A 19,462-nucleotide genomic window follows, 5' to 3' on the forward strand; every position below is an offset into this window, starting at 1 on the left:
GGCTCCTTGCCGCCAGGGGCGGCTAGCGGTCTCAGGTGGACTGGGTCTGGACGAGTTGGCTGACGGTGAACACGACGAACTCGGCCGGGCGCACGGGGGCGATGGCGATTTCAACTTTGAGCAGCCCGTTGTAGACGTCGGTCATCGTCATCGTCTGCGGCACGCCGCACTGCACGCGGAAGGCCTCGTCGGGCGTCGAGCCCATCAGGCCGCCGTCGCGCCAGAGCTGGCGCAGGAAGCCCTCGGCCGCGTTCACGAGCTTGTTCCAGGTCGCCTGGTCGTTCGACTCGAACACGGCCCACATGGTCTGCTGCTTGAGGGTGCGCTCGACGTACAGGAACAGCCGGCGCACGTTGACGTAGCGCCACATCACGTTCTTCGTTGACGTGCGCGCGCCCCAGATCAGCATGCCCTGCCCCGGGAAGCTGCGGATCAGGTTGACCCCCGCCGGATTCAGGCTCTCGCTCTCGTCCTCGGTGAAGTCGAGCTGCATGCCCACCGGCCCGAGCACGGGGATGTTCGCCGGCGACTTCCACACGCCGACCATGTTGTCCGAGCGGTTGTAGGCACCCAGGATGTGGCCCGACGGCGGCACGTACACGGTCTTCTCGTCCGAGCTCGCGTCCAGGTTGGGCGAGCGGAACCAGGGCGCATAGATCGCGGCGTGGGTGCTGCGGAAGCGATCGGCGAAGGTCGCCAGGGCGGTGGCGCGCTTGTTCAGGTCGCCCAGCTCCTTGGCCTCGGCCATGGGCGGCGGGTCGATCACGGCCATGCAACGGTTGTTGAAGGCGTAGTCGATAGCGGCCTGGTAGATCGGCTGGTAGGTCGAGGCCGGGGTGCTGTTGCCGTCCAGGTAGGCATCCGGGCAGGCGATCAGCGAGACATCCGGCACGCCCTTGAGCAGCGGGAAGTACTTGGTGTACTCGGTCGAAGCCGGGACTTGGTCGCTGCCAGCGTTGAGCACCGTCGCTCCCCCGGGCGCCTTGGGCGAGACCGGCTCCGCGCCCTCTACCGGCGTGTCACTGAAGGCCACGGCCTTGCCCTGGTCGACGAATTTGGACAGCCGCACCCGGTTCGAGATGCCGTTGACGACGTCTTCCTTGAGGAAGTAGCTCGGATCGCCGGGGTCGGTGCTGAGCCCCTGGTAGGCCTCGAGGACCTTGAACGACGTGGCATCCCCCGGGTTGCGCGGGGGCACCGGCTCGACGATCTCGAGATCGAAGGTCAGCCGGAAGGCGTCACTCTGCAAGTGCAAGGGGGCTTGCAGCTCGCCGGCGGGCATCGATCCGAGCACCGTCCCATCGGTGACCACGAAGCCCACACCGTCGGGATCCGAGAAGAAGAAGGCCTGCACCTCCGGATCCGGGTCCCAGGCGCCGCTCAGGGTCTTCTTGCCAGCGGGCGTGTCGACGTTCTCGAACTGGACCCGCGTCTTGGAGTTCCAGCCGGCGATCTCCTCCGCACCGAAGGGCTTGCCAGTGTCCGTGTTGGTCAGCACCGACGCCTTGACGCTGGTGTCCGGCAGGTAGCTCACGGGAATCAGGACCGTATCGCCCTTCGCGTTCTGGGCCTCGATCGTGCCACTGCCGGCCTTGGTCTGACCATCCTTGAAGACGAATGCCCCTTCACCGTCGACGCCGCTGGTCCACTCGCCCACCTCTTCCCCCAGGGTCAACTTGGCGCCCTTGGAGAGGCCCGTGGCCGAGGGGATCGGCGCCTGCGAGATCGGCTTGAGGCGACCCCGTCCGACGTTGACGAAGTCGGCAGCGCTAGGCAGCGCGAGGGTCACGGGCACCGGAGTCAGGGGGAAGGCGGACCGAGCGGCCGTCTTCGAGGCCCGCAGGCGCAGCTTGTTGGCCCAGGTGCCACCCGAAATTGCATCCACGCGCAGGGCGATCGTGGCCGGCTTCAGATCGTCCGGCGAAGACTCGTCGAACGGATCGAGCAGGCGCTCGTAGTCCACGACGTTCTCGATCGAGGCGATCGACCAGAAAGCCGCGTCTCCGCTGTTGACCCGGCATACGTAGCACTCGCTCCCGCCGTTGAGGAAGAACGCGTAGACGCTGTCGGTGATGTAGGCGTGGGGGAACACGGCCTTGTTCTTGGGCCGCCCGCCGAAGACGGCGTAGAACTCGTTGAGGCTCTTGATCCGCCGCGGCTTGAGGGACTCACCCTGGTGAGTGAATCCGAAGAAGCAGGGCACGCCAGTCGGCACACCGCTGAGCGGCATCGGGGTCGACTGGTCCTCGAAGACGTAGACGCCGGGAGCTGAGAGGGTCTGCATGGTTCACTCGGAAGCGCGGAGGTTGCGTGGGGTCACGAGCCGGTGGCGCGTGACCGGCGTCGAGTAGCTCATCATTCGGTCGACGACGCGCATCCCGTCGACAACCACCTGAAACGGGTAGTAGCGCGCATCCCAGACGCGCGCTGGACAGGAGCGGTAGATGGCGGCCTGCGCGAGGTCGGAGTCGACACAGGGCCAATCGGCCTCGATCAACTCGACCGCCGGCGCCCCCTCCTTGCCGCGCACCTCGACCACCGCGCCGCGCAGGGGGCGACCCTGCTCGTCGGCCAGGACGATCTCGAGGGTGCTCGCGACCGGCTCGAGACGCACGACGTGCTCGGCCTTGCCGCCGGATCCGAGCTTCGCAACGGTGAGTCGCGCGACGAGGGGGCTCGCGCCTGCGCGCTCGGGTGTCGATGTCGCTCGCTCGCAGCGGTGCAGCTCACCGCAGCTCGCTGCACGAAGCGCTCGTGGATCGATCTCGGTCGGCGCGACCGGCGCTGGCACCGCCGTCGGCGCTTCGGCGCCGGACTGCGCGCCACCGACGAGGAACGAGGACGAGACTCGGGCACGGACCCGGGCGTCGACCAGACGGACGTCCACGCTGGTCTCCTCCGGTTGGTCACCGAGCAGCCCCTCCGCGGCCATCAGCAGGGCGTGCCCGCGCCGATAGGCGATGGTCCAACCGCTCCAGGTGGGCTCGACGACGTCGATCTCGATCGGTCCCAAGAGCTCGCCGGTGACCGCGTGCTCGACCCGCACCGCCGCCACCAGGGTGGTACCGATCACACCGGTCATGACCCCGCTCCGGCCGCTGCAGGCCCCATCTGTGCGGGCGCGCTCGCACGCGCCGTTCGCACGCCCGGTGCCTCGCCGTCGAGGTATCCGGGCACCTGGACCGACCGGACCTGATAGTAGAGGCACAGTCGTGCTCCGCCCTGGCGTCCCCGCCACAGGGGCTCGGTCCGCTCGGGGTCGGGGGTCTCGAGACTGACGTCAAGACCTCCCAACTGCAGTCCACTGGCGCCGGCGGCCCGCTGATCGACGGCGGTCAGGTAGTCGCGGGGCTCGATCACCGGCACGGTGTGAAAGGCTCGCAGAACGCCACCCAGAGCCGACTCCAGGCTCTCCTGGGACTTCGACTGATAGGACACCGCGTAGTGCAGGTGCAGCAGGAGCTGCGTCGGTGAACCCTTGGCGCCCGGGTTACGGCGGTAGGGTCCCTGCGGATCGGGTTCGACCCGATAGAGCTGCAGGACCAAGGTCTCGGCGTTCGCCTCCGAATCCGCTTCGGAGAACTCGCCCAGGCGCACCCAATCCTCGGGCCGCACGTCCGGCTGGGGTGGCGGAACGTGCGCACTGATGAAGCGCTGGAGCGTGCGGGAGGCGAGCAGGAGCATGGTCGGGCCTTCTCGCGCGGACCATAGCCCGTGCCGCCGACAGCACTCCACATGCACTCTCCAGTCGGGAGCGACGGACGAGCCGTCTACGGGCGGGCGGCCCCGACCCAGCGTGGCCGGTCGGAGTCGGCCGCTCGACCAATTCCAAAGTCAGACGTCCGGCTCCCGCGGTCACCCGAACCAAGAGGCCCTAGGGCTGCGAGCTTGGCGTCGGGGCGCTTGTTCTCGGTGTCGCGACCCTTGGCCGGAGGCAACGAAAGGCTCGGGAAGAAGGCAGAGCGGTCGCCCTGACGCGATTCGCGCGCGATCGCGCGCCCTACACGCGCCCACACCAGAACGCGATCGGATTCCCGAGCGAACAGCCGACTTCAACCTCGTGATGCGTCGCCTCGACTGCGATGGGATTGCGAGCAACTCGGCCAGTCGCACTCGAGATCGCAATGCCTGTGCAGATCGACTGAGTGCAGGTACCCTCGCTCACCGCCTGAAGTCATTGAGCGCCGCCGACAAATGATCGCCCTGCGATCGCATCGATGGAGGAAGAGGAATGCAAGAGCTTCGACTCTGGCTGAAAGAGCTCCCGGAAGAGGTCTCCGAGACCGTCGAGCAGGGCGTGAAGATGCTCGCTCGCGCGAGGGACTATGCACGCGGCACGAACCACGACGAGTGGGACTTCGCGGTCGAGATCGAGCGACTGCGCGCCATCGGCTTGACCGAGTGCGAGCTGCGCTGGTTGATCTGCAAGGGCCTGGTCGCGACGGCCCTGGAGACTTCCGAATCCGGCCAGGTCGACCGAAGCTTCGAACACTCGGGTGGCATTCGCCTGGGCGATCGAAGCTGCTTCGTGGTCACCGAGTTCGGCTCCAGCTTGGTCGAAGCTCACGCGCGCGCTCCCCAGTTGGTCGATGTCCCCCTCGTGAGTGCCGCTCGGTCGCGCGCCGCGAAACCCGAATGGAACCCGTCCAGCCGACTGCTCCAGCTCGACGGACGAGTGATCAAGCACTTCCGCGTGCCGGCGAAGAACCAGGAACGGATCCTGAGCTGTTTCGCCGAGGAGGGTTGGCCCGAGCACATCCTCGATCCCCTTCCGCCCCTGCCCTCGATCGAGCCCAAGCGTCGCCTTCAATCGGCGATCATGTGCCTCAATCGCAATCAGCGGCTGCCCCTGCTGCGCTTTCGCGGCGACGGCAACGGAACGGGCCTGTTGTGGGAGTTGCGTCGGGCGGCGAGCTGAACTCGGAAGACCTCTGAGTTCGGCACAGCGGCATTCGGAGCACGGATGCCTGCGAGGCGGCGGATTCTGGCACTCGGTCGCGATCTGCTCGGGGCTGACAGCGAAGAACACTGGCAAGTAAGAACGACCTCCGTGGATTCCACCGGTAGCCCGAACGACAGCTGGCAGGACGCCAACCGGCGCCACCTGGGGCAACTGCTCAGCGCCACCTTCCTGGCGGTGGAGTCGGCCAGCCAGGGGGGTGCTGCCACCGAGGCCAGCCGGGAGCGGCACGAGCAGGCCCTCGCCGCCGCCGAGGACACCGCCGCCAGCATGGCCTCGCCGCCCCATGCGGACGTGCTCGGCGAGGTCTTCGACCTCTCCCCGTTCGAATTGTCGGTGGTCCTCCTGTGCGCCGGCTGGGAGCTCGATCGCGGCAAGCTGAGCCCTTGGCTGGGGACCGGTGTCGGGCCGACCCTGGGCAACGCGATGGCGCTGTTGCCCGACGCCCATTGGTCGGCCAGCACCCCTGCGTCTCCGCTGCGAGCCTTTCGGCTGATCGATGTCGACGCCTCCGGTTCCCTGATCAACTCGGCGATCCGCATCGCCGAGCCTGTGCTGCACTTTCTCAAGGGCGCACCCTCGGCGTCGATCGAGATCACGCGCCTGTCGACCCCGGCCCCGACCCCGGCCCCGACCCCGACCCCGACCCCGCTCCCGATTCCCGACCATGCCGGCGAGGTCGTCGCCCGCCTGCTCCGGCGCCCGTCCGGACCGGGTCCCGTGCAGCTGGTGGGCGACAACTGGCTGACCCTCGCGGCCGGATCGACCATCGGTCAGGCGATGGGCATCCCCGTGCGGCTGTTCCGTGCCGCCGACCTGCCCACGCGACGCGAGGAACTCGACGAGCTGCGCGTGTTGCTCGCGCGCGACGTGAGCCTGGGAGCGCTCGTGCCTCTGTTCCTCGTGGATCGGGCGGCGGGCCGCGGAGGTCTGGACGCCGTGGCCCACTGCATCGATCCTCGCCTGCCGATCGCCCTGATCGCCTCACCCGAGCCGATCCGAATCGACCTCCCCGGCCTGCGCGCCGTGAGCCTGCCCCCGCGCAGCCATCAAGACCGGTTGGAGCACTGGCGCCAGTGCCTAGGAGCCAGGGCCGACGACCTGGAGCCGCTGCTCGACCGATTGGTGGTCCAGTTCCGGCTCGACCCCCAACAGGTCGAGACGGCCTGTGACGCCTGGTTCGACGCCAGCGACGAAGAGCTACCGCCTGAGCCCGCCGAGCTCTGGCAGGCCTGTATCGAGGTCGCCACGCCCCAACTCGACGGCCTGGCGGAGCGCGTCCCGGCCCGCGACGGGTTCCGCGATCTCGTCCTGCCGCCCGCCCAGCGCGAGGTGCTCGACTCGATCGTCGCTCAGTCGCGACAGCGCGCGGTGGTGGACGTCCGCTGGGGCATGCAGCCGCCGGACAGCCGCGGCGGCGGCATCGCGGTGCTGTTCTCGGGCCCGAGCGGCACGGGCAAGACCCTGGCCGCCGAGGGCCTGGCCTGGGAGCTCCGACTGCCGCTCTTCCGGGTCGATCTCTCGAGCGTCGTGAGCAAGTACATCGGCGAGACGGAGAAGCACCTCTCCAAGCTCTTCGACGCGGCCGAGGCGGGCGGCTCGGTGCTGCTCTTCGACGAGGCCGACGCCCTGTTCGGCAAGCGCAGCGAGGTCTCCTCGGCCCACGACCGCTACGCGAACATCGAGGTCAGCTACCTGCTGCAACGGCTCGAGTCCTACTCCGGCCTCGCGATCCTGACCACGAACCACCGCAGCAACATCGACGAGGCCTTCCTGCGACGGGTGCGCTTCGTGGTCGCCTTCCCGACCCCCGGTGTGCGCCAGCGACTCGCCCTCTGGCAGCGAGTCTTCCCCGACCGCGTTCCGATCGCCGACCTCGACCACGACCGCCTGGCGGAGATCGAATTGACGGGCGGATCGATCCGCAACGCCGCCCTTGTCGCGGCGAGCCTGGCTGCGGAAGCTCAGTGCGCGGTGGGCATGCCCCAGGTGTTGCGAGCCGTCCGACTCGAGCTGGCCAAGCAGGGCAAGCACCTCGCCATCCACAGCGACGAAGCGCGTTGATGCGAAACGCCCGACGCGCTGGGATTGCTAGTGGACTGCATCTTTCCACCGGTGGAGCATCCAGCCGCAATACCGTGACCCGCGCGATCGTCGATCGCGGTTGAACCGATTCCCGCGCGAGCGAAGAGGACCGAGAACCATGTCCAACACGAGCACCCCCCAAGCGTCCCCCGCCGTGGCCGGTCCGGTCTCGGTCCTCGAAGCTACCCGCGACGCCGCCATCGCGGACGCCGAGCTGGAGTTCGAGAAGGCCAAGGTCGACCACGACAAGGCCCTCGCCACCCTCGAGCAGAACGTCGAGGGTGCCCAGAAGACCCTGACCGCCGCCAAGGCTGCCGTGGACTCGGCCAAGCAAGCCCTCGACAACGCGGCACCGAAGCTCGACGCGGCGACGAAGGACGACGCCCAGGCCCAGAAGGACGTGATCGAGGCCCAGAAGGTGCTCGACGCCGCCACCGCCAAGGCGGCCAAGAAGAAGAAGAACCTGGAAGACGCCCAGGCCCTCTTCGACGGTGCGCCCGCGGCCCTGCAGGCGGCCAAGCAGGCGCTGCGCGACGCCGAGGGCGCGGCCACCATCGCCGCGTCCCAAGCCAACGCCGATCGCAAGAAGGCCGACATCAACCTCGCCACCGCCTACGACGCCAAGGAAGACGCCCTGGCCCAGGCCAAGACCGACTACGACAAGGCCGTCGACCGCCCCGGCCGTTCGACCTGAAGGGACGTCGAGGGGTCTGGTTCAGACGGACTGGCGCGTCGGGGTCGGATGCCTCGGCGCCCGATCGACGCGACACCAATCCGGCCGCAGCCGGGTTCCCACGGGCGAGCCGATTCATTGAAGAACGGGACCAAGAGTTTCCTCTCCACCCTGGCCAGCGTGCTCTTCGTAGCGGCGCTCGCGACGGTCTGGCTGAGTGCCATGGCCGATCGCCCCCAGGTGCCCGCGGCCTCCGACGGGCCCCAGCCGATCCTGGTCCCGGCCTCGGTCGAGCTGCACGCGGTCCAGGTCGGCGACGCGGGCAACCTGCGCGCGACGGGCAGGGTCACCGCGCGCTACGACGCCTCACTGCGCGCGCAGCTCCAGGGCCAGTCGCGTTGGATCTTCTTCCCCGACTCCGCGGGTACTTCCCCCGGGGTGACCTCCGATAGTCAGTGGTGGGAGTCGTCGGATGGGAGCACAGCCCAGGATCCGAGTCCCGATGAGTTCGAGACCTCGGAGGACTGGACCGAGGTCTGGAGCTGGACCTTCGAGGTCGAGTACCCATCGCCGCGCGATCGGCGGGTCTACCCCTTCGATCGCATCGACGCCCTTCGACTGCAGGCGATCGGCGGCCAGTTGGACGTCCGCTTCGCAGAGGTCCCCGAGATCCAAGCCACGCCGCCCCTCGGCTGGCGCTTCGGCGAGCCCCGCTTCGAGCCGTCGATCGAGGGGGAAGCCCCCGCCTCGTCGAACCTGCTGATCCCCCTGCAGCGCGTCGCCTGGACGCCGATGCTGCGCGAGCTCGTCCCGCTCGTCGCCGTGCTCGCCCTGCTCTTCGCCCTGATCCTGGCCGGCAGCGGCAAGGGCGCCCAACGCCCTGGCGCCGGCGCGGCCATCGCGTGCGGCGCGGCCCTGCTGCTGATCGTCGTCGTGTCCCACGCGGTCCTGCGGCTGCAGCTCGGTTCCGCCCCGATCGTCTACATCGAGTCCTTCCACGCGATCGCCTACCTCGCGATCCTCGCCGTCGTGCTCGGCGGCGTGACCGGCGGCAAGGTCCTGTCGGAGCTGCACGTCCTCTACTGGCCCCTGATCAGCGCCACGGCCCTCTTGGCCGCCATGGCCTTACTCACCGGTTGGCAGGTGCCGGCGAGTTCCGCCCTGATCCCCTTGATCGTGGCCGGAGTGCTCTGCCTCCTGGCCCTGTTGTTCCTGGGTCCCGGCAAGCGCGGCCAGACAGCCCCTGGCACCGACACTCCCCTGGGCGTCCTGCACCACCTGACCCCCACCGGCGGCACCCGCTGCGGCGCCGACTCCGACTACGCGACCCGCGACCCGCAGCAGGTCACCTGCCGAACCTGCAACAAGCTGCTCTACGAGGGCACCGACGACCCGCGCCCGCTCGACACCTGGATGGAGTGATCGACCGCGCGCGGCGCGACGACGAACCGGCTCGGCTTCGCGCCCCGGCGGGTCCCGTCGGGCCTGACGCCAGGATCAGACTCGGCCGGCGCTCGGCTCTCGCCACCACCACCAGCGCGAGCCGCGTGGCATCAGCCAGCCGAGGGCTGTGTAGACCCAGACGACAATCGCCCCGTAGATGGTGGACCCGCGAAGCTCGGTCGGCTCGCCTGCCAGTGCGAATCCGATCACGAGCAGACCCTCGGAAACCGCCGCGAGCCAGAGGAGCGGGCGGGCGGCCCGCTTGGCCGAATCCGCGGACCAAATCGGCAGGAAGTAGGCGAGGCCCGTGGCGATCATCACCACCTGCAGCAGCGCGTGGAGCCCCGCGGGGGCTTCGGCCGGGACGATCGAGGCCAGCACCAGCACGACCGGAAAGACCCCATTCGGCGAGCTCGCCGCGGACGACTCGAGCCGACCTTCCATCCGCGACAGCCACTCCCGGCGGGTGAAGACCAGCACCAGAGCAAACGTCCCGACGAGGACCGCCCCGACGTGCGGCTCGAGGTGCTGGGCCGAATCACCGCGGTCGGCCGCGACCAAGGAGAAGGCCACCGCGAGCCAGGCGATGTAGACCAGCGCGACCCCATGCACGAGGCGCAGCGCGAGGCGCCCGTCGGGTCCGGGACCCGGGTAGAGGGCCAAGTCTGCGGCCGCGGCTTGCTCGGAAATTTGCCCGTCCACACCGCGAGGCTAGTGACTCCCCTCGATCGATGGGATCCGAGCCAGGGCGATCTTCGTCGCGCGGGCTCTCAGTGCCCCGCCGCTTCCCCACTCTTCGCCCGCTCCAGGATGCTCGTCGTCGAGCGCCCCGCGAGCAGCGGCGCGAGGTGCACCTGGCCGCCGTGCTGTTCGACCCACTCGCGGCCGACGACGCCCTTGTCGGCCCAGTCCTCGCCCTTGACCAGGGCGTGGGGCGTGATGCGCTCGATGATCTCTTTGGGCGTGTCCTCGCCGAACGCCACCACGGCGTCGACCATCTCGAGGGCGGAGAGGACCTCCAGGCGGTCGGCGATCTTGTTGACGGGGCGGGTTTCGCCCTTCAGGCGGCGCACCGAGTCGTCGTCGTTGACGCCGACGATCAAGCGGTCGCCCTTGGAGCGGGCAAAGCGCAGGTACTGCACGTGGCCGGCGTGCAGGACGTCGAAGCAGCCGTTGGTGAAGGCGATGGTCTTGCCCTCGGCGCGCCATTCGGCGATCACGGCGGCGACCTCGCCGGGCTCGAGGATCTTGCCGCGCGAGGGGGACGACTCGCCCAGGGCCGCGCGCACCTCGTTGCGGGTGACCGACGCGGCGCCGCGGCGGCCGACGACGATGCCGGCGGCGTGGTTGGCGAGCAGCACCGCTTCACCCAGGCTCCAGCCGGCGGCCAGGCCCAGGGCCAGGTGGGAGATGACCGTGTCGCCGGCGCCGGTGACGTCGAACACGGCGCGGGCCAGGGTCGGGATGCGGCCGGCCTGGCCGTCCTGGTCGACGAAGAAGATGCCGTCGCCGCCGAGGGTGATGACCGACATGTCGAGCTGGGCGATGCGCTGCAGCTCGGCGGCGGCCTCCGGCACGGCCTCGAGGGACGACAGCTTGCGGCCCAGGGCCTGCTCGGCCTCCTTGCGGTTGGGCGTCAGCAGGGTCGCGCCCTTGTAGCGCGCGTAGTCCGAGCCCTTGGGGTCGACCAACACCGGCTTGCCGGCGGCGCGGCAGGCGGCGATGGCGGCCTCGATCACGGGCGCGGTCAGGACGCCCTTGCCGTAGTCGGAGAGGATCACGGCGTCGGCGCGGCCGATGCGCGCCTCGAGCTGGGACAACAGCTCCGCCTCGACGCGACCTTCGACCGGCGCCGAGCTCTCCCAGTCCACGCGCAGCATCTGCTGCACGCCCGAGACCAGGCGCGTCTTGATCGTCGTCGGCCGGCCAGGGTCCACGACGCAGCCGGTGGCGTCGATGCCGATGGCGCTGAACAGCTCCACGCAGTGGCGCCCGAGGCCGTCGTCCCCCACCACCCCGAGGATCTCGACCTGGGCCTCCATCGCGCGCAAGTTGGCGGCCACGTTGCCGGCGCCGCCCAACCGATCGTCCTCGTGCCCGACCGCCAGGATCGGGATCGCGGCCTCGGGCGAGATGCGCGTGACCTCGCCGGTCACGTAGCGGTCGAGGATCAGGTCGCCGACGATCAGCACGCGCGGCGTGCCGAGGGAGTCCAGTCGGGTGACCAGTTGGGATGAAGTGGGCGTCGGAGCCATGGGGGGGAGCCGATCAGGCCGGCGGGGCGTCGCGATAGCGGTCGTGGAGCCAGAAGTACTGCTCGGGAGCGGCGAGGATCTTACGCTCGAGCTCTGAGTTGATCCGGGCCGAGATGGCCTCCGGGCGCTGACCGGCCACGTCCTCGGGGCGCAGGATCGGGCCCAGCTCGAGGCGATAGTGCAAGGGCCGCTCGGGAATGCGATAGCAGGCCGCGAAGACCACCGGCGCGCCCAGACGGCGCAAGAGCACCCCCACCGAGCGATCGCAGCGGGCCGGCCGCCCGAAGAAGGGCGCGAGCACCGGCTTCACCCGCGCGCGCTGGTCCAGGAGCATGCCCAGGATGTCGCCGCCCTCGACGATCGCCGGCGCCTGCGCCATGGCCCCGCGGCGCGGCAGGATGTGGACCCCGCGCTCCAGGCGCGAGCGGTAGATGTAGCGTGAGATGAAGCGGTTCTTGACCGGCTTGGCGATGCCCCAGAAGTCGCCCAGGCCCAGGGCCTGGACGCCCATGATGGCCACCTCCCAGTTGCCCAGGTGGCAGCCGACGATGACCGCGCCGGACTCGCCGCCGAGGGCTTCGCGCGCGCCCTCGAACCAGACCAGGTCGAAGTGCTCCAGCACGTGCCCGCGCTCGACCCGCAGCAGGAAGCGCTGGCTCTCGAGCACGACCCGGAAGAAGTGCCGGTAGGACTCGCGCACGCGGCGCTCGAGCTCGTCCTCGGACAGCTCGCCCAGGGCCGTGGTCAGGAACTCGCGCGCGGCGCGGGTGTGACGCTTGTCGAAACGGTGTGCCAGGGCGGCGACGGCGCTGACGGCCAGGTCGCACAGCTTCCACGGCAGGCGCGACAGCACCGCAATCGCCGCCCGGAACAGGAGGTAGACGAGGAACGCCCCGACGCTGTCGTCGGGACCGTGGGCGTCTTCGAAGGCCGCCGCACCCGCCGCGGCGTCCGCGTCGGCGGGCTCGGTCTCGCTGACCTCAACCATGCAACCCCTCGTGCAGCGACTGGCGCTGGAGTCGGGCGCGCCCGGGCCGGATGGCCTCGAGTACGGCCTCGAAGGCGGCCTCGCCACTTTGCGGCTCGAACTCGATCTCCACCGCCAGGGCCCCGGGCAGCAGGGTCTCGAGCTTGACCGCGTCCTTCGAAGTCGTGACCACCGGCACCGGCGGCGCCTCGGGATCGAGCTTGTCCGCAGCGCCCAGACCGATCAGGTCCGCGGCGGTGTAGGCGTGGTGATCGACGAAGCGACGGTGCTCCCGCACCCGCGCGCCGAGGCGCTCGATGGTCTGCTCGAAGGCGTCGGGGTTGCCGATCGCGCTGACCAGGTCGACCTGACGACCGGCGAGGCGCGACAGGGGCCAGAAGCCACCGGCTCCATCGCGCAGGCCCGTGACGCGGTGGCTGCTGGTCACCAGCGGGACGCCCGGCGCGAACTCGGCCAACTCCGCCACCAGGGCGCGCAGGCGCTCCTGCTCGACCTGGTCGCAGCGGGTGACGACGATCGCGTCCGCGCGCGCCAGGGCCGAGGGCGACTCGCGCAACAGGCCCCGCGGCAGGAGTGCGCGCACGGCCTCGCCGCCCGCGGGCGGCAGGCCCCAGGGCCGCGTGGCGTCGACCAGCACGATGTCGCGCTCGCGGTGCAGGCGGCGGTGCTGGAAGCCGTCGTCCATCAGGATCACGTCGACGCCGGCGCGTTCGAGCTCGCGACCCCCGGCCACGCGATCGGCGTTCTGGACCATGGGCACGCCGGGGAGTGTACGGGCGAGCAGGCGCGCCTCGTCACCGCGGGGGGCGCCCGGCGTCGACGCTGCGCCCAGGGACCGATCCAGCGCCTGCGAGCCGTAACCGCGGGACAGGACCCCCGGCCGCCAACCCCGCGCCGCGAACCAGCGCGCGAGCCAGATCACCAGGGGCGTCTTGCCGGTGCCGCCCGCGGTCAGGTTGCCGACGCAGACCACGGGCACGTCCAGCCGGCTGATCGGCAAGAGGCGCAGGTCGTAGAGCCGCGAGCGCGCGCCGGACACCGCGCCGAACAGGGCCGCGGGAACGCGCAGCAACTCGACGCTGCCGCCGCGCCGCGCGAGCAGCTCCTCCGGGCGCCGACGGCCGCGATCGCTTCGGTGACCGGCGCTCATCGCTCCACCGGTCCGTCGTCCACGGGCAGGCGCTCGGCGCCGTCGAGTCCGCCCAGGGGCGAGGCCACAAGTCCGCGCAACCGCGCCAAGCGCAGCCTGTCCGCGGGCAGGCGCCCCTCGTCCGCGAGGTCGTCGAGCTCATCGGGATCGCTGGCGAGGTTGACCAACGCGCCGCGCGGCGCGCCGCCCTCGTTCAGGTGATCGACGGTCCACTTGTCGAGGGTCTCGCCGTCGATGACGCCGAAGAGGTGGGCGCGCTTGGGCGCGGAGGCGCTGAGGACCGGCTCGAAGCGCGTGTGCAGGAACAGGTATCGACGCACCTCGATCGAACGACCGAAGAGCAGCGGCGCGAAGCTGTGGTGCGGGCCCAGGTGCTCGGGCCGCGCGGCCGCGCCGACGCCCAGCCAATCGAGCAGGCTGCGACCGAGGTCGACCTGGGAGACCGGCGCGGCTTCCCGTTCGCCGCGGCGCGCCTCACCCCAAGCCGCCGGCGCCTTGACCACGAGCGGCACGTGCACGAGGTCGTCGCGCAGATTCACCGTGTGGCCGATCCAGCCCCGTCGGCCGAGCTCCTCGCCGTGGTCCGCGGTGAACAGGATCAAGGCTTCGTCCCAGAGCCCGCGCTCTTCGAGCCCGGCGCGCAGCGTGGCCACCGCCCGGTCCGCGGCGGCCACTTCGCCCTGGTACAAGGCCTCGAGGTGAGCGATGTCGGCCTCCGTCAACGCGTCTTCACCGCCGACCAGGCGCCGACGCAGCTCGGCCAAGTCCTCCTGACCGGTCAGCGTCCCGTCGTACCGCGCGCCGAAGACGAGCCCCGCGTGGCGCTCGTAGCGGAAGTGCGGCTCGAACAAGAGCGCGAAGCCGAACAGGGGCGCGTCCGGCGCCGCCGCGCGCGCGTCGTCGATCTCCGACAACAGCCGTTCGGCCGCCAACTCGCCCGTGCTGCCCTCGTGGCCCAGGGCCAGGGCGTCGTCGAATTGGTCGAAGCCCTGGCCGAAGCCCAGGCGACCGGTGGCCACGAAGTTGGTCGTCACCCCCACCGTGCGCCAACCGGCCCGCTGCAAGACCTCGGGCACCGTCACGAGCTCCTGGTCGAGGGGCGCGAGCAGCTCCGTCGCCCCGTGGTCGAAGGGCCAGCGCCCGGTGAGCTGCGTCACCAGGCTGGGGATCGTCCAGGGCGCGGCCGAGTAGCAACGCTCGAACAAGAGCCCCTCGCGGGCGATGGCGTCGATGGCCGGTGACGGCTGCAGCGGCGAGCCGTCGGCCGCGATGCCGCGCACGCTGCTGCCGTAGCAGCCCAGGGCGTCGGCGCGCAGGGTGTCGACCTCGACCCACAGGGCGACGGAGGGGGGCGGCGCAATTGCAGCGCCCCCGCAGCCGGCGACGAGTGCCAGGGCTACGGGGGCGGCGAATCGCATTGGAACAGCAGTGCCTTCGTGCGCGCGGGCAGGCCGGGCCGTCTTGCGCGCGGGCAGGCCGGCGCTGGCCGAGCCGTGTCGGGAGCGGCGGGGAGTCGAACTCCCCACCGGCCCGGGACCCGCGGCTCAGATCAGCGGGCGCTCTTCCTCGGGGATGAGCTCGATCAAGCCGCGCTCCATCTCGAGGAAGGCGACCTTGATCGGGTTGCGCTCGCGCGTCTCGATCAGCGGTGCAGCGCCCTTGATCAGCTCACGGACGCGCTTCTGCAAAAGCGCGGTCTTGTGGAAGGAGCCCGAGACGGACTTCTGGAGTCGCTGGGGCAGGGTGCTGTCGTGGGAGATGGTTCCGGGCATCGGAGGCCTTATCTGAGGGTCTGGGGCGCTAGCGCGAACCGGTCAAGTTAGGCCCCCTGGGTGATCCCCGTCAAGGCCGGACGAGCGCAGGAACTGCCCTGTCGGCCGACTGCGGGAGTCAACGGCGGTCAGGCAGGTCCAGGGGCGAACCCGTGCCCAGACGCCGGATCGGCGGACTTGCCGCCAAGACCCGGGCCACGTGCTCGGCCTCCAGGCTCGACCGCTCCAGGGCAGCCTCCTGGCCCGCCGCGCCACCGAGCACCGCCGACCGAACCCGTACCTCGCGCAGGGCCTGCGGCGCCGTGGCCTCCAGGACCGCTTCGAGGCAGTCCGACGGCCAGCCATCCGCGGCGGCCGGGCCGTGGGTGATGACCAGGGCGTCGATCTCGAGCAGGTCCTCGAGGACCCGGCGTTCGGCCACTTCATCGGCCTCCCCGCCCAGGGCCTGACGGGGCGCAGTCGTCGCGGCAACCCCCACGGCGGCGAGGGCTCGAGCCAGGTCGCGGGCCACCAGCCCTGCGCCGCTTCCGGCGGGGCCCACCAGTGCCAGTCCGGAGGGCCGGTCGAGCTCGATCCACAGCTCGCGCAGCCGGCGCGGCCGCCGATCGAGGACCCGGGGCAGATCGACCAGTCGATCGATGGTCGCGTCGGACCCGGGGACCGAGGCGGGGTCCGCCCCAGTGCCCACGAAGTGCACGAAGGGCAGGCCGTTGGCCCAGGCGGCGGCACCGTCGCCGCGGGTGTCGCCGATCACGACAGCGGAGCGCGTGTCGAACTCGAGCAGCAGGTCCGCGACCATCATCGCCTTGTCGGAGCAGCCGGGACTGTCGAGGCAGCGGCCGGCGTCGACCTCCGCGGACAGTCCGAGACGCTCCATGCCGTCGGCGAGGAATCCCCGGCCGCAGAGACTGGCCAGGGCCAGGCGCGCGCCCGAATCGCGCAGCACAGCCAGGGTCTCGCCGGAGCCCGGCACGCGCACGTGGCGCCCACCGCCCCGCGGAGCGCTGATCAGCGTGCCGTCCAGATCGAAGATGACCAGGTCGAACGCCGGTCCCGCGGCCGCCAGGCCGTTCGGCGGAGACTGGCCGTCCTGCCCGGATTGAATCGTCAAGGGATGCACCAACCCGCTCGCACTCGCCGGACCCGATGGGGGCAGTCGCCCCCCGGCGCCTACGGTGCCGGCACCTGAGAGGAGCGATCCGGCCGGAGCTTCAACATTCGAGGGCCCGGAGTTCTAACGCTCGAAAGCCCGGAGTTCTAACGCTCGAAAGCCCGGAGCTTCAGCGCTCGAAGGCCCGGAGCTTCAGCGCTCGAAGGAAGAGTCCGCCCGGCGAAAGGCGGCGTGGCTCAGGGCGTCACGCAGATCGCTTACCGGTGACGGCCAGCCCAGCACGCGGTCCGCGCCGGCTCCGATCAAGTCCGCTTGATCGACCTGAAGGTCCCGGCCGGTGACGACCAGCGTCGAATCCTTGTACAGCGCACGCACCGCGCGGACCCGATCGAACTCGTCCGGACCGGCTCCACAGATCCAAACGACGTCCGGCGTCCCGCCGTGGTCCTCGAAAATCAGCTCCAGATCGGGGATCTCGGAGGCGAACAGCCGCGGCAGGGGTGCCACCAGATTGGGATCGCCACTGACCGCGACGAACAGGCATCGCCGTCGAACGACCCGCAGGGAGTGCACGCGCACGGGCTCCACCGGGAAGACCGGCGCCGCCGCGTCGAGACCGGACCCGGCCCGGGAAGAGTCCGACGGCGGGGTCTTGGGCGACTCGACCGGAGCGTCAAGAGGCGGTTGAGGCTGCAAGCTGTGGCTGGCTTCCATGTTCGAGGCAGGGTGTCCGCGGAGGGGACCTCGGTGGGAGGACCCTCGGAGAGGACGGAAGGGCCGACCTGACTGACCTAGGTCGTACCCGACCCTGGCACTACGTTTACTTGGTGGCGGTTTGGTCCAGATTCGTTCCCCTTTCTCCGCCACCAGGTCGAAATCGGGAAGGAACCGTCCCAAGCCCGGCCCTCGTGACGTGGGCATGACGCCACTCGGCGACGTCCCCGGACTCCCCAGCGCTCCTCAACATCCGGTCCGGCGGGCCGTAGGATCCGCCGGCCCACAGCACCCCACGGACATGAGCAGCACAAACTCCCCCTCGAACCGCGTCCATCGCACCCTCCTCGCCACCCTCGCCTTCGGCCTTCTCCTCGGCTCGGGGGCGCTCTGCGCCCCGGCGAGCGGGCAGGAGGGCTCAGCCGCTGCCGCGCCGGCCGCCGCGACCTCGAGGCTGGCCGATCGGCAGCACACCGAGGGCTCGCAGGATCCCGTGCTGCTGATCAACGGGGAGCCCATTTCCCAGGTCACCTTCGAGAACTGGATGCTCGACAACCGCGGGGAGACCTTCGCGTCGACCTTCGCCCTCGCCGTCGCCATCGAGTGGGCGGCGGAGCGGGCGGGGATCACGATCGACGACGCCTCCGTCAACGCGATCGTCCAGGCCGAGATCCAGGTCCGCGTCGACAACGTCTTCGGCGGTGACCGGGCCGGTTGGATCGCGGAGTTGGCCGTCAACGACCGGACCGAGGCGGGCTACGTGGCCCAGCAGATGCTCGACGTGCGGTCGCGCGAGCAGGCCCGGGCCCTGGCCAACATCGATCGGGTGGTGCCGGAAGCGAAGATCGTGCGCGATTGGGAGCTGCAGTACGGCCCACAGGGCACGCGCCTCGGTGTGCGCGGACTCAAGCGCGGGGTGCAACTCGTGTCGACTCGCACGGGCCTCACGGTCGGGGAACGCAACGCCATGGTCGAGGAGCGCACGCTCCAGGCCCGGACGGAACTCGAGGGCCTGCGAGCTCGCATCGCCGGCGGCGAGACCCTGGCCTTCCTGGCCAAGCAACTCAGCGACGACGAGGACACGGCGTCGCGCGGCGGTCTCTTCGACGGCCCCTTCGACCCGCTCGGTTGGCCGAACGCCACGACCGACGCGCTCCTGTCACTGCCGGTGGGCCCGGTCTCGGAGCCGCTGCAGGGGCGTGGTGGCCTGTGGCTGTTCGAGGTCGTCTCGCGCAGCGTGACCCCCCTCGAGTCCGTGCGGGAGCAGCTGCACCAAGCCCTGGTCTTGGCCGGACCGGAGAGTGACGAGATCAACGACGTGGTGGTCGCCCTGGCCGATTCGACGACGATCGAAGTCGGCGACGCCCTGGCCCAGGACGATTTCTCCGATCGCAGCGCCGCGGCCGTGTTGATCGACGGCGAAGCAGTCGACCTGCACAACTTCGCCCGCTGGCTGCGCCTGCAGAACGGCGAGACCGTCAGTCGGCGCTTCGCCGAAGAGCGACTGATCGAGCACCGCGCCGCCGAAGCCGGAATTGTCCTGACCGAGGCCGAGATCCAGGCCCAGATCCGTGAGGATCGCGAGCGCATCGTCAAGCTCGGCCACGACGGCAACGAGGACAAGTGGCTGCAGGTACTCGACCGCAGCGGCCGCACCGTCGAGAGCTGGACCCGCGGCGCCCGCGAGCGCGCGGAGATCACGGTCCTGGCCGAGAAGCTGTGGCTGAAGGATCGGGTGGTCACCGACCAGGAGGTCCGCGACTTGTGGGCCAACCGCTATGGCATCGACGGGATCTCGGTCGCCGCGCGCCTGATCGCGAAGTCCTTCGAGATGCCCGAGCGCCTCGAAGACGAACCTGAACGGACCTACAACATGCGGATTCTCGAGGCAGCGCGGCCCGACTACGACGAACTGGTCGAGCTGGGCCTGCGGGTGGAGGACGGCGAAGACTTCGGCGCGCTCGCCCGCCAGTACAGCGAGGACTCCGAGAGCGCCGCCCTGGGCGGCATGGTCCCCGGCGGCTTCGACATCACGGCCTGGCCCGAGATCGTGCGCACGGCCCTCGGCGGCCTGAGGCCCGGTGAGGTGACCCCGCCCGTGCTGGTCGAGAACACGCTCTACCTGTTCGAAGTCACCGAGTACGTGGAGACCACCCTCGATTCCGTGGCCGAAGCCCTGCGCGCCGAGCTGCTCGTGACGCCGCCCACCGGCGTCGCCCTGGCCGCCTTCCGCAACGAACTGACCCGCGACCTGAGCTACGAAATCCTGCCGGCGATGCGCCAGTAGCGCGCGAGCTCTCCCACTGGCCGG

The 19,462-nt window shown here is 70.4% G+C and carries 16 protein-coding genes; 5 read left to right on the top strand and 11 right to left on the bottom strand.

The genetic code is table 11. The features are described from left to right. Nucleotides 1–31: 31 nt before the first annotated feature. Genes Pla133_RS19630 through Pla133_RS19640 form a run of 3 tightly spaced genes read right to left on the bottom strand, consistent with a single transcriptional unit; the run spans nucleotide 32 to nucleotide 3,684 of the window. On the bottom strand, nucleotides 32–2,284 hold the full coding sequence (locus Pla133_RS19630; protein ID WP_145068379.1) for a phage tail sheath family protein: 2,253 nt from the start codon (nucleotides 2,282–2,284) through the stop codon (nucleotides 32–34). 3 nt (nucleotides 2,285–2,287) lie between these two features. After that, a complete protein-coding gene (locus Pla133_RS19635) occupies nucleotides 2,288–3,082 on the bottom strand; it encodes a hypothetical protein (RefSeq protein ID WP_145068381.1) in 795 nt (264 codons plus the stop codon). Beyond that, a complete protein-coding gene (locus Pla133_RS19640; protein ID WP_145068383.1) occupies nucleotides 3,079–3,684 on the bottom strand; it encodes a Pvc16 family protein in 606 nt (201 codons plus the stop codon). Before Pla133_RS19640 ends, Pla133_RS19635 begins: the two co-directional genes overlap by 4 nt. 547 nt (nucleotides 3,685–4,231) lie before the next feature. Here Pla133_RS19640 and Pla133_RS19645 point away from each other — a divergent pair. From Pla133_RS19645 to Pla133_RS19665, 4 genes are all read left to right on the top strand, one after another. Continuing rightward, nucleotides 4,232–4,918, top strand: a complete 687-nt coding sequence (locus Pla133_RS19645) for a hypothetical protein (protein WP_145068385.1) — start codon at nucleotides 4,232–4,234, stop codon at nucleotides 4,916–4,918. Between the two features lie 132 nt (nucleotides 4,919–5,050). Further along, nucleotides 5,051–7,024, top strand: coding sequence for an ATP-binding protein (locus tag Pla133_RS19655; protein ID WP_419191749.1), 1,974 nt, complete (start codon nucleotides 5,051–5,053; stop codon nucleotides 7,022–7,024). 139 nt (nucleotides 7,025–7,163) lie between these two features. Then, nucleotides 7,164–7,739, top strand: coding sequence for a hypothetical protein (locus Pla133_RS19660; protein ID WP_145068391.1), 576 nt, complete (start codon nucleotides 7,164–7,166; stop codon nucleotides 7,737–7,739). A 117-nt stretch (nucleotides 7,740–7,856) separates the two neighbouring features. After that, on the top strand, nucleotides 7,857–9,140 hold the full coding sequence (locus tag Pla133_RS19665) for a hypothetical protein (RefSeq protein ID WP_145068394.1): 1,284 nt from the start codon (nucleotides 7,857–7,859) through the stop codon (nucleotides 9,138–9,140). A gap of 75 nt (nucleotides 9,141–9,215) precedes the next feature. On the opposite strand, the gene Pla133_RS19670 is transcribed toward Pla133_RS19665, so the two are convergent. The 8 genes from Pla133_RS19670 to Pla133_RS19705 all read right to left on the bottom strand — a co-directional run bounded on the left by Pla133_RS19670 (nucleotide 9,216) and on the right by Pla133_RS19705 (nucleotide 17,151). Next, nucleotides 9,216–9,863 carry a hypothetical protein gene (locus Pla133_RS19670; RefSeq protein ID WP_145068396.1) on the bottom strand — a complete coding sequence of 216 codons (648 nt, stop codon included), beginning with the start codon at nucleotides 9,861–9,863 and terminating at the stop codon, nucleotides 9,216–9,218. A 68-nt stretch (nucleotides 9,864–9,931) separates the two neighbouring features. Beyond that, on the bottom strand, nucleotides 9,932–11,416 hold the full coding sequence (gene rfaE1 / locus Pla133_RS19675; RefSeq protein WP_145068398.1) for a D-glycero-beta-D-manno-heptose-7-phosphate kinase: 1,485 nt from the start codon (nucleotides 11,414–11,416) through the stop codon (nucleotides 9,932–9,934). 13 nt (nucleotides 11,417–11,429) lie between these two features. Continuing rightward, entirely contained in the window at nucleotides 11,430–12,404 is a 975-nt protein-coding gene (locus Pla133_RS19680; protein ID WP_145068400.1) for a lysophospholipid acyltransferase family protein, read from the bottom strand. Beyond that, on the bottom strand, nucleotides 12,397–13,554 hold the full coding sequence (gene lpxK, locus Pla133_RS19685; protein WP_145068402.1) for a tetraacyldisaccharide 4'-kinase: 1,158 nt from the start codon (nucleotides 13,552–13,554) through the stop codon (nucleotides 12,397–12,399). The genes Pla133_RS19680 and lpxK overlap by 8 nt, the downstream gene beginning before the upstream one ends. Then, complete coding sequence (locus Pla133_RS19690) at nucleotides 13,551–14,972, bottom strand: sulfatase (protein ID WP_145068404.1); 1,422 nt, start codon at nucleotides 14,970–14,972, stop codon at nucleotides 13,551–13,553. Before Pla133_RS19690 ends, lpxK begins: the two co-directional genes overlap by 4 nt. A 126-nt stretch (nucleotides 14,973–15,098) precedes the next feature. Next, complete coding sequence (locus tag Pla133_RS19695; RefSeq protein WP_145068406.1) at nucleotides 15,099–15,326, bottom strand: DNA-directed RNA polymerase subunit omega; 228 nt, start codon at nucleotides 15,324–15,326, stop codon at nucleotides 15,099–15,101. Nucleotides 15,327–15,444: 118 nt separating this feature from the next. Next, nucleotides 15,445–16,437 (bottom strand): HAD family hydrolase, encoded by a 993-nt coding sequence (locus Pla133_RS19700; protein WP_145068408.1) that lies wholly within the window; start codon nucleotides 16,435–16,437, stop codon nucleotides 15,445–15,447. 192 nt (nucleotides 16,438–16,629) lie between these two features. Next, complete coding sequence (locus tag Pla133_RS19705) at nucleotides 16,630–17,151, bottom strand: hypothetical protein (protein WP_145068410.1); 522 nt, start codon at nucleotides 17,149–17,151, stop codon at nucleotides 16,630–16,632. Nucleotides 17,152–17,452: 301 nt separating this feature from the next. On the opposite strand from Pla133_RS19705, the gene Pla133_RS19710 reads away from it, so the two are divergent. Further along, the gene (locus Pla133_RS19710; protein WP_419191750.1) at nucleotides 17,453–19,438 is read left to right on the top strand and encodes a peptidylprolyl isomerase; all 1,986 of its coding nucleotides are present in this window, start codon (nucleotides 17,453–17,455) and stop codon (nucleotides 19,436–19,438) included. Nucleotides 19,439–19,462: the final 24 nt, after the last annotated feature.

The sequence above is a fragment of the Engelhardtia mirabilis genome (genome assembly GCF_007748095.1).
Taxonomy (GTDB): Bacteria; Planctomycetota; UBA1135; order UBA1135.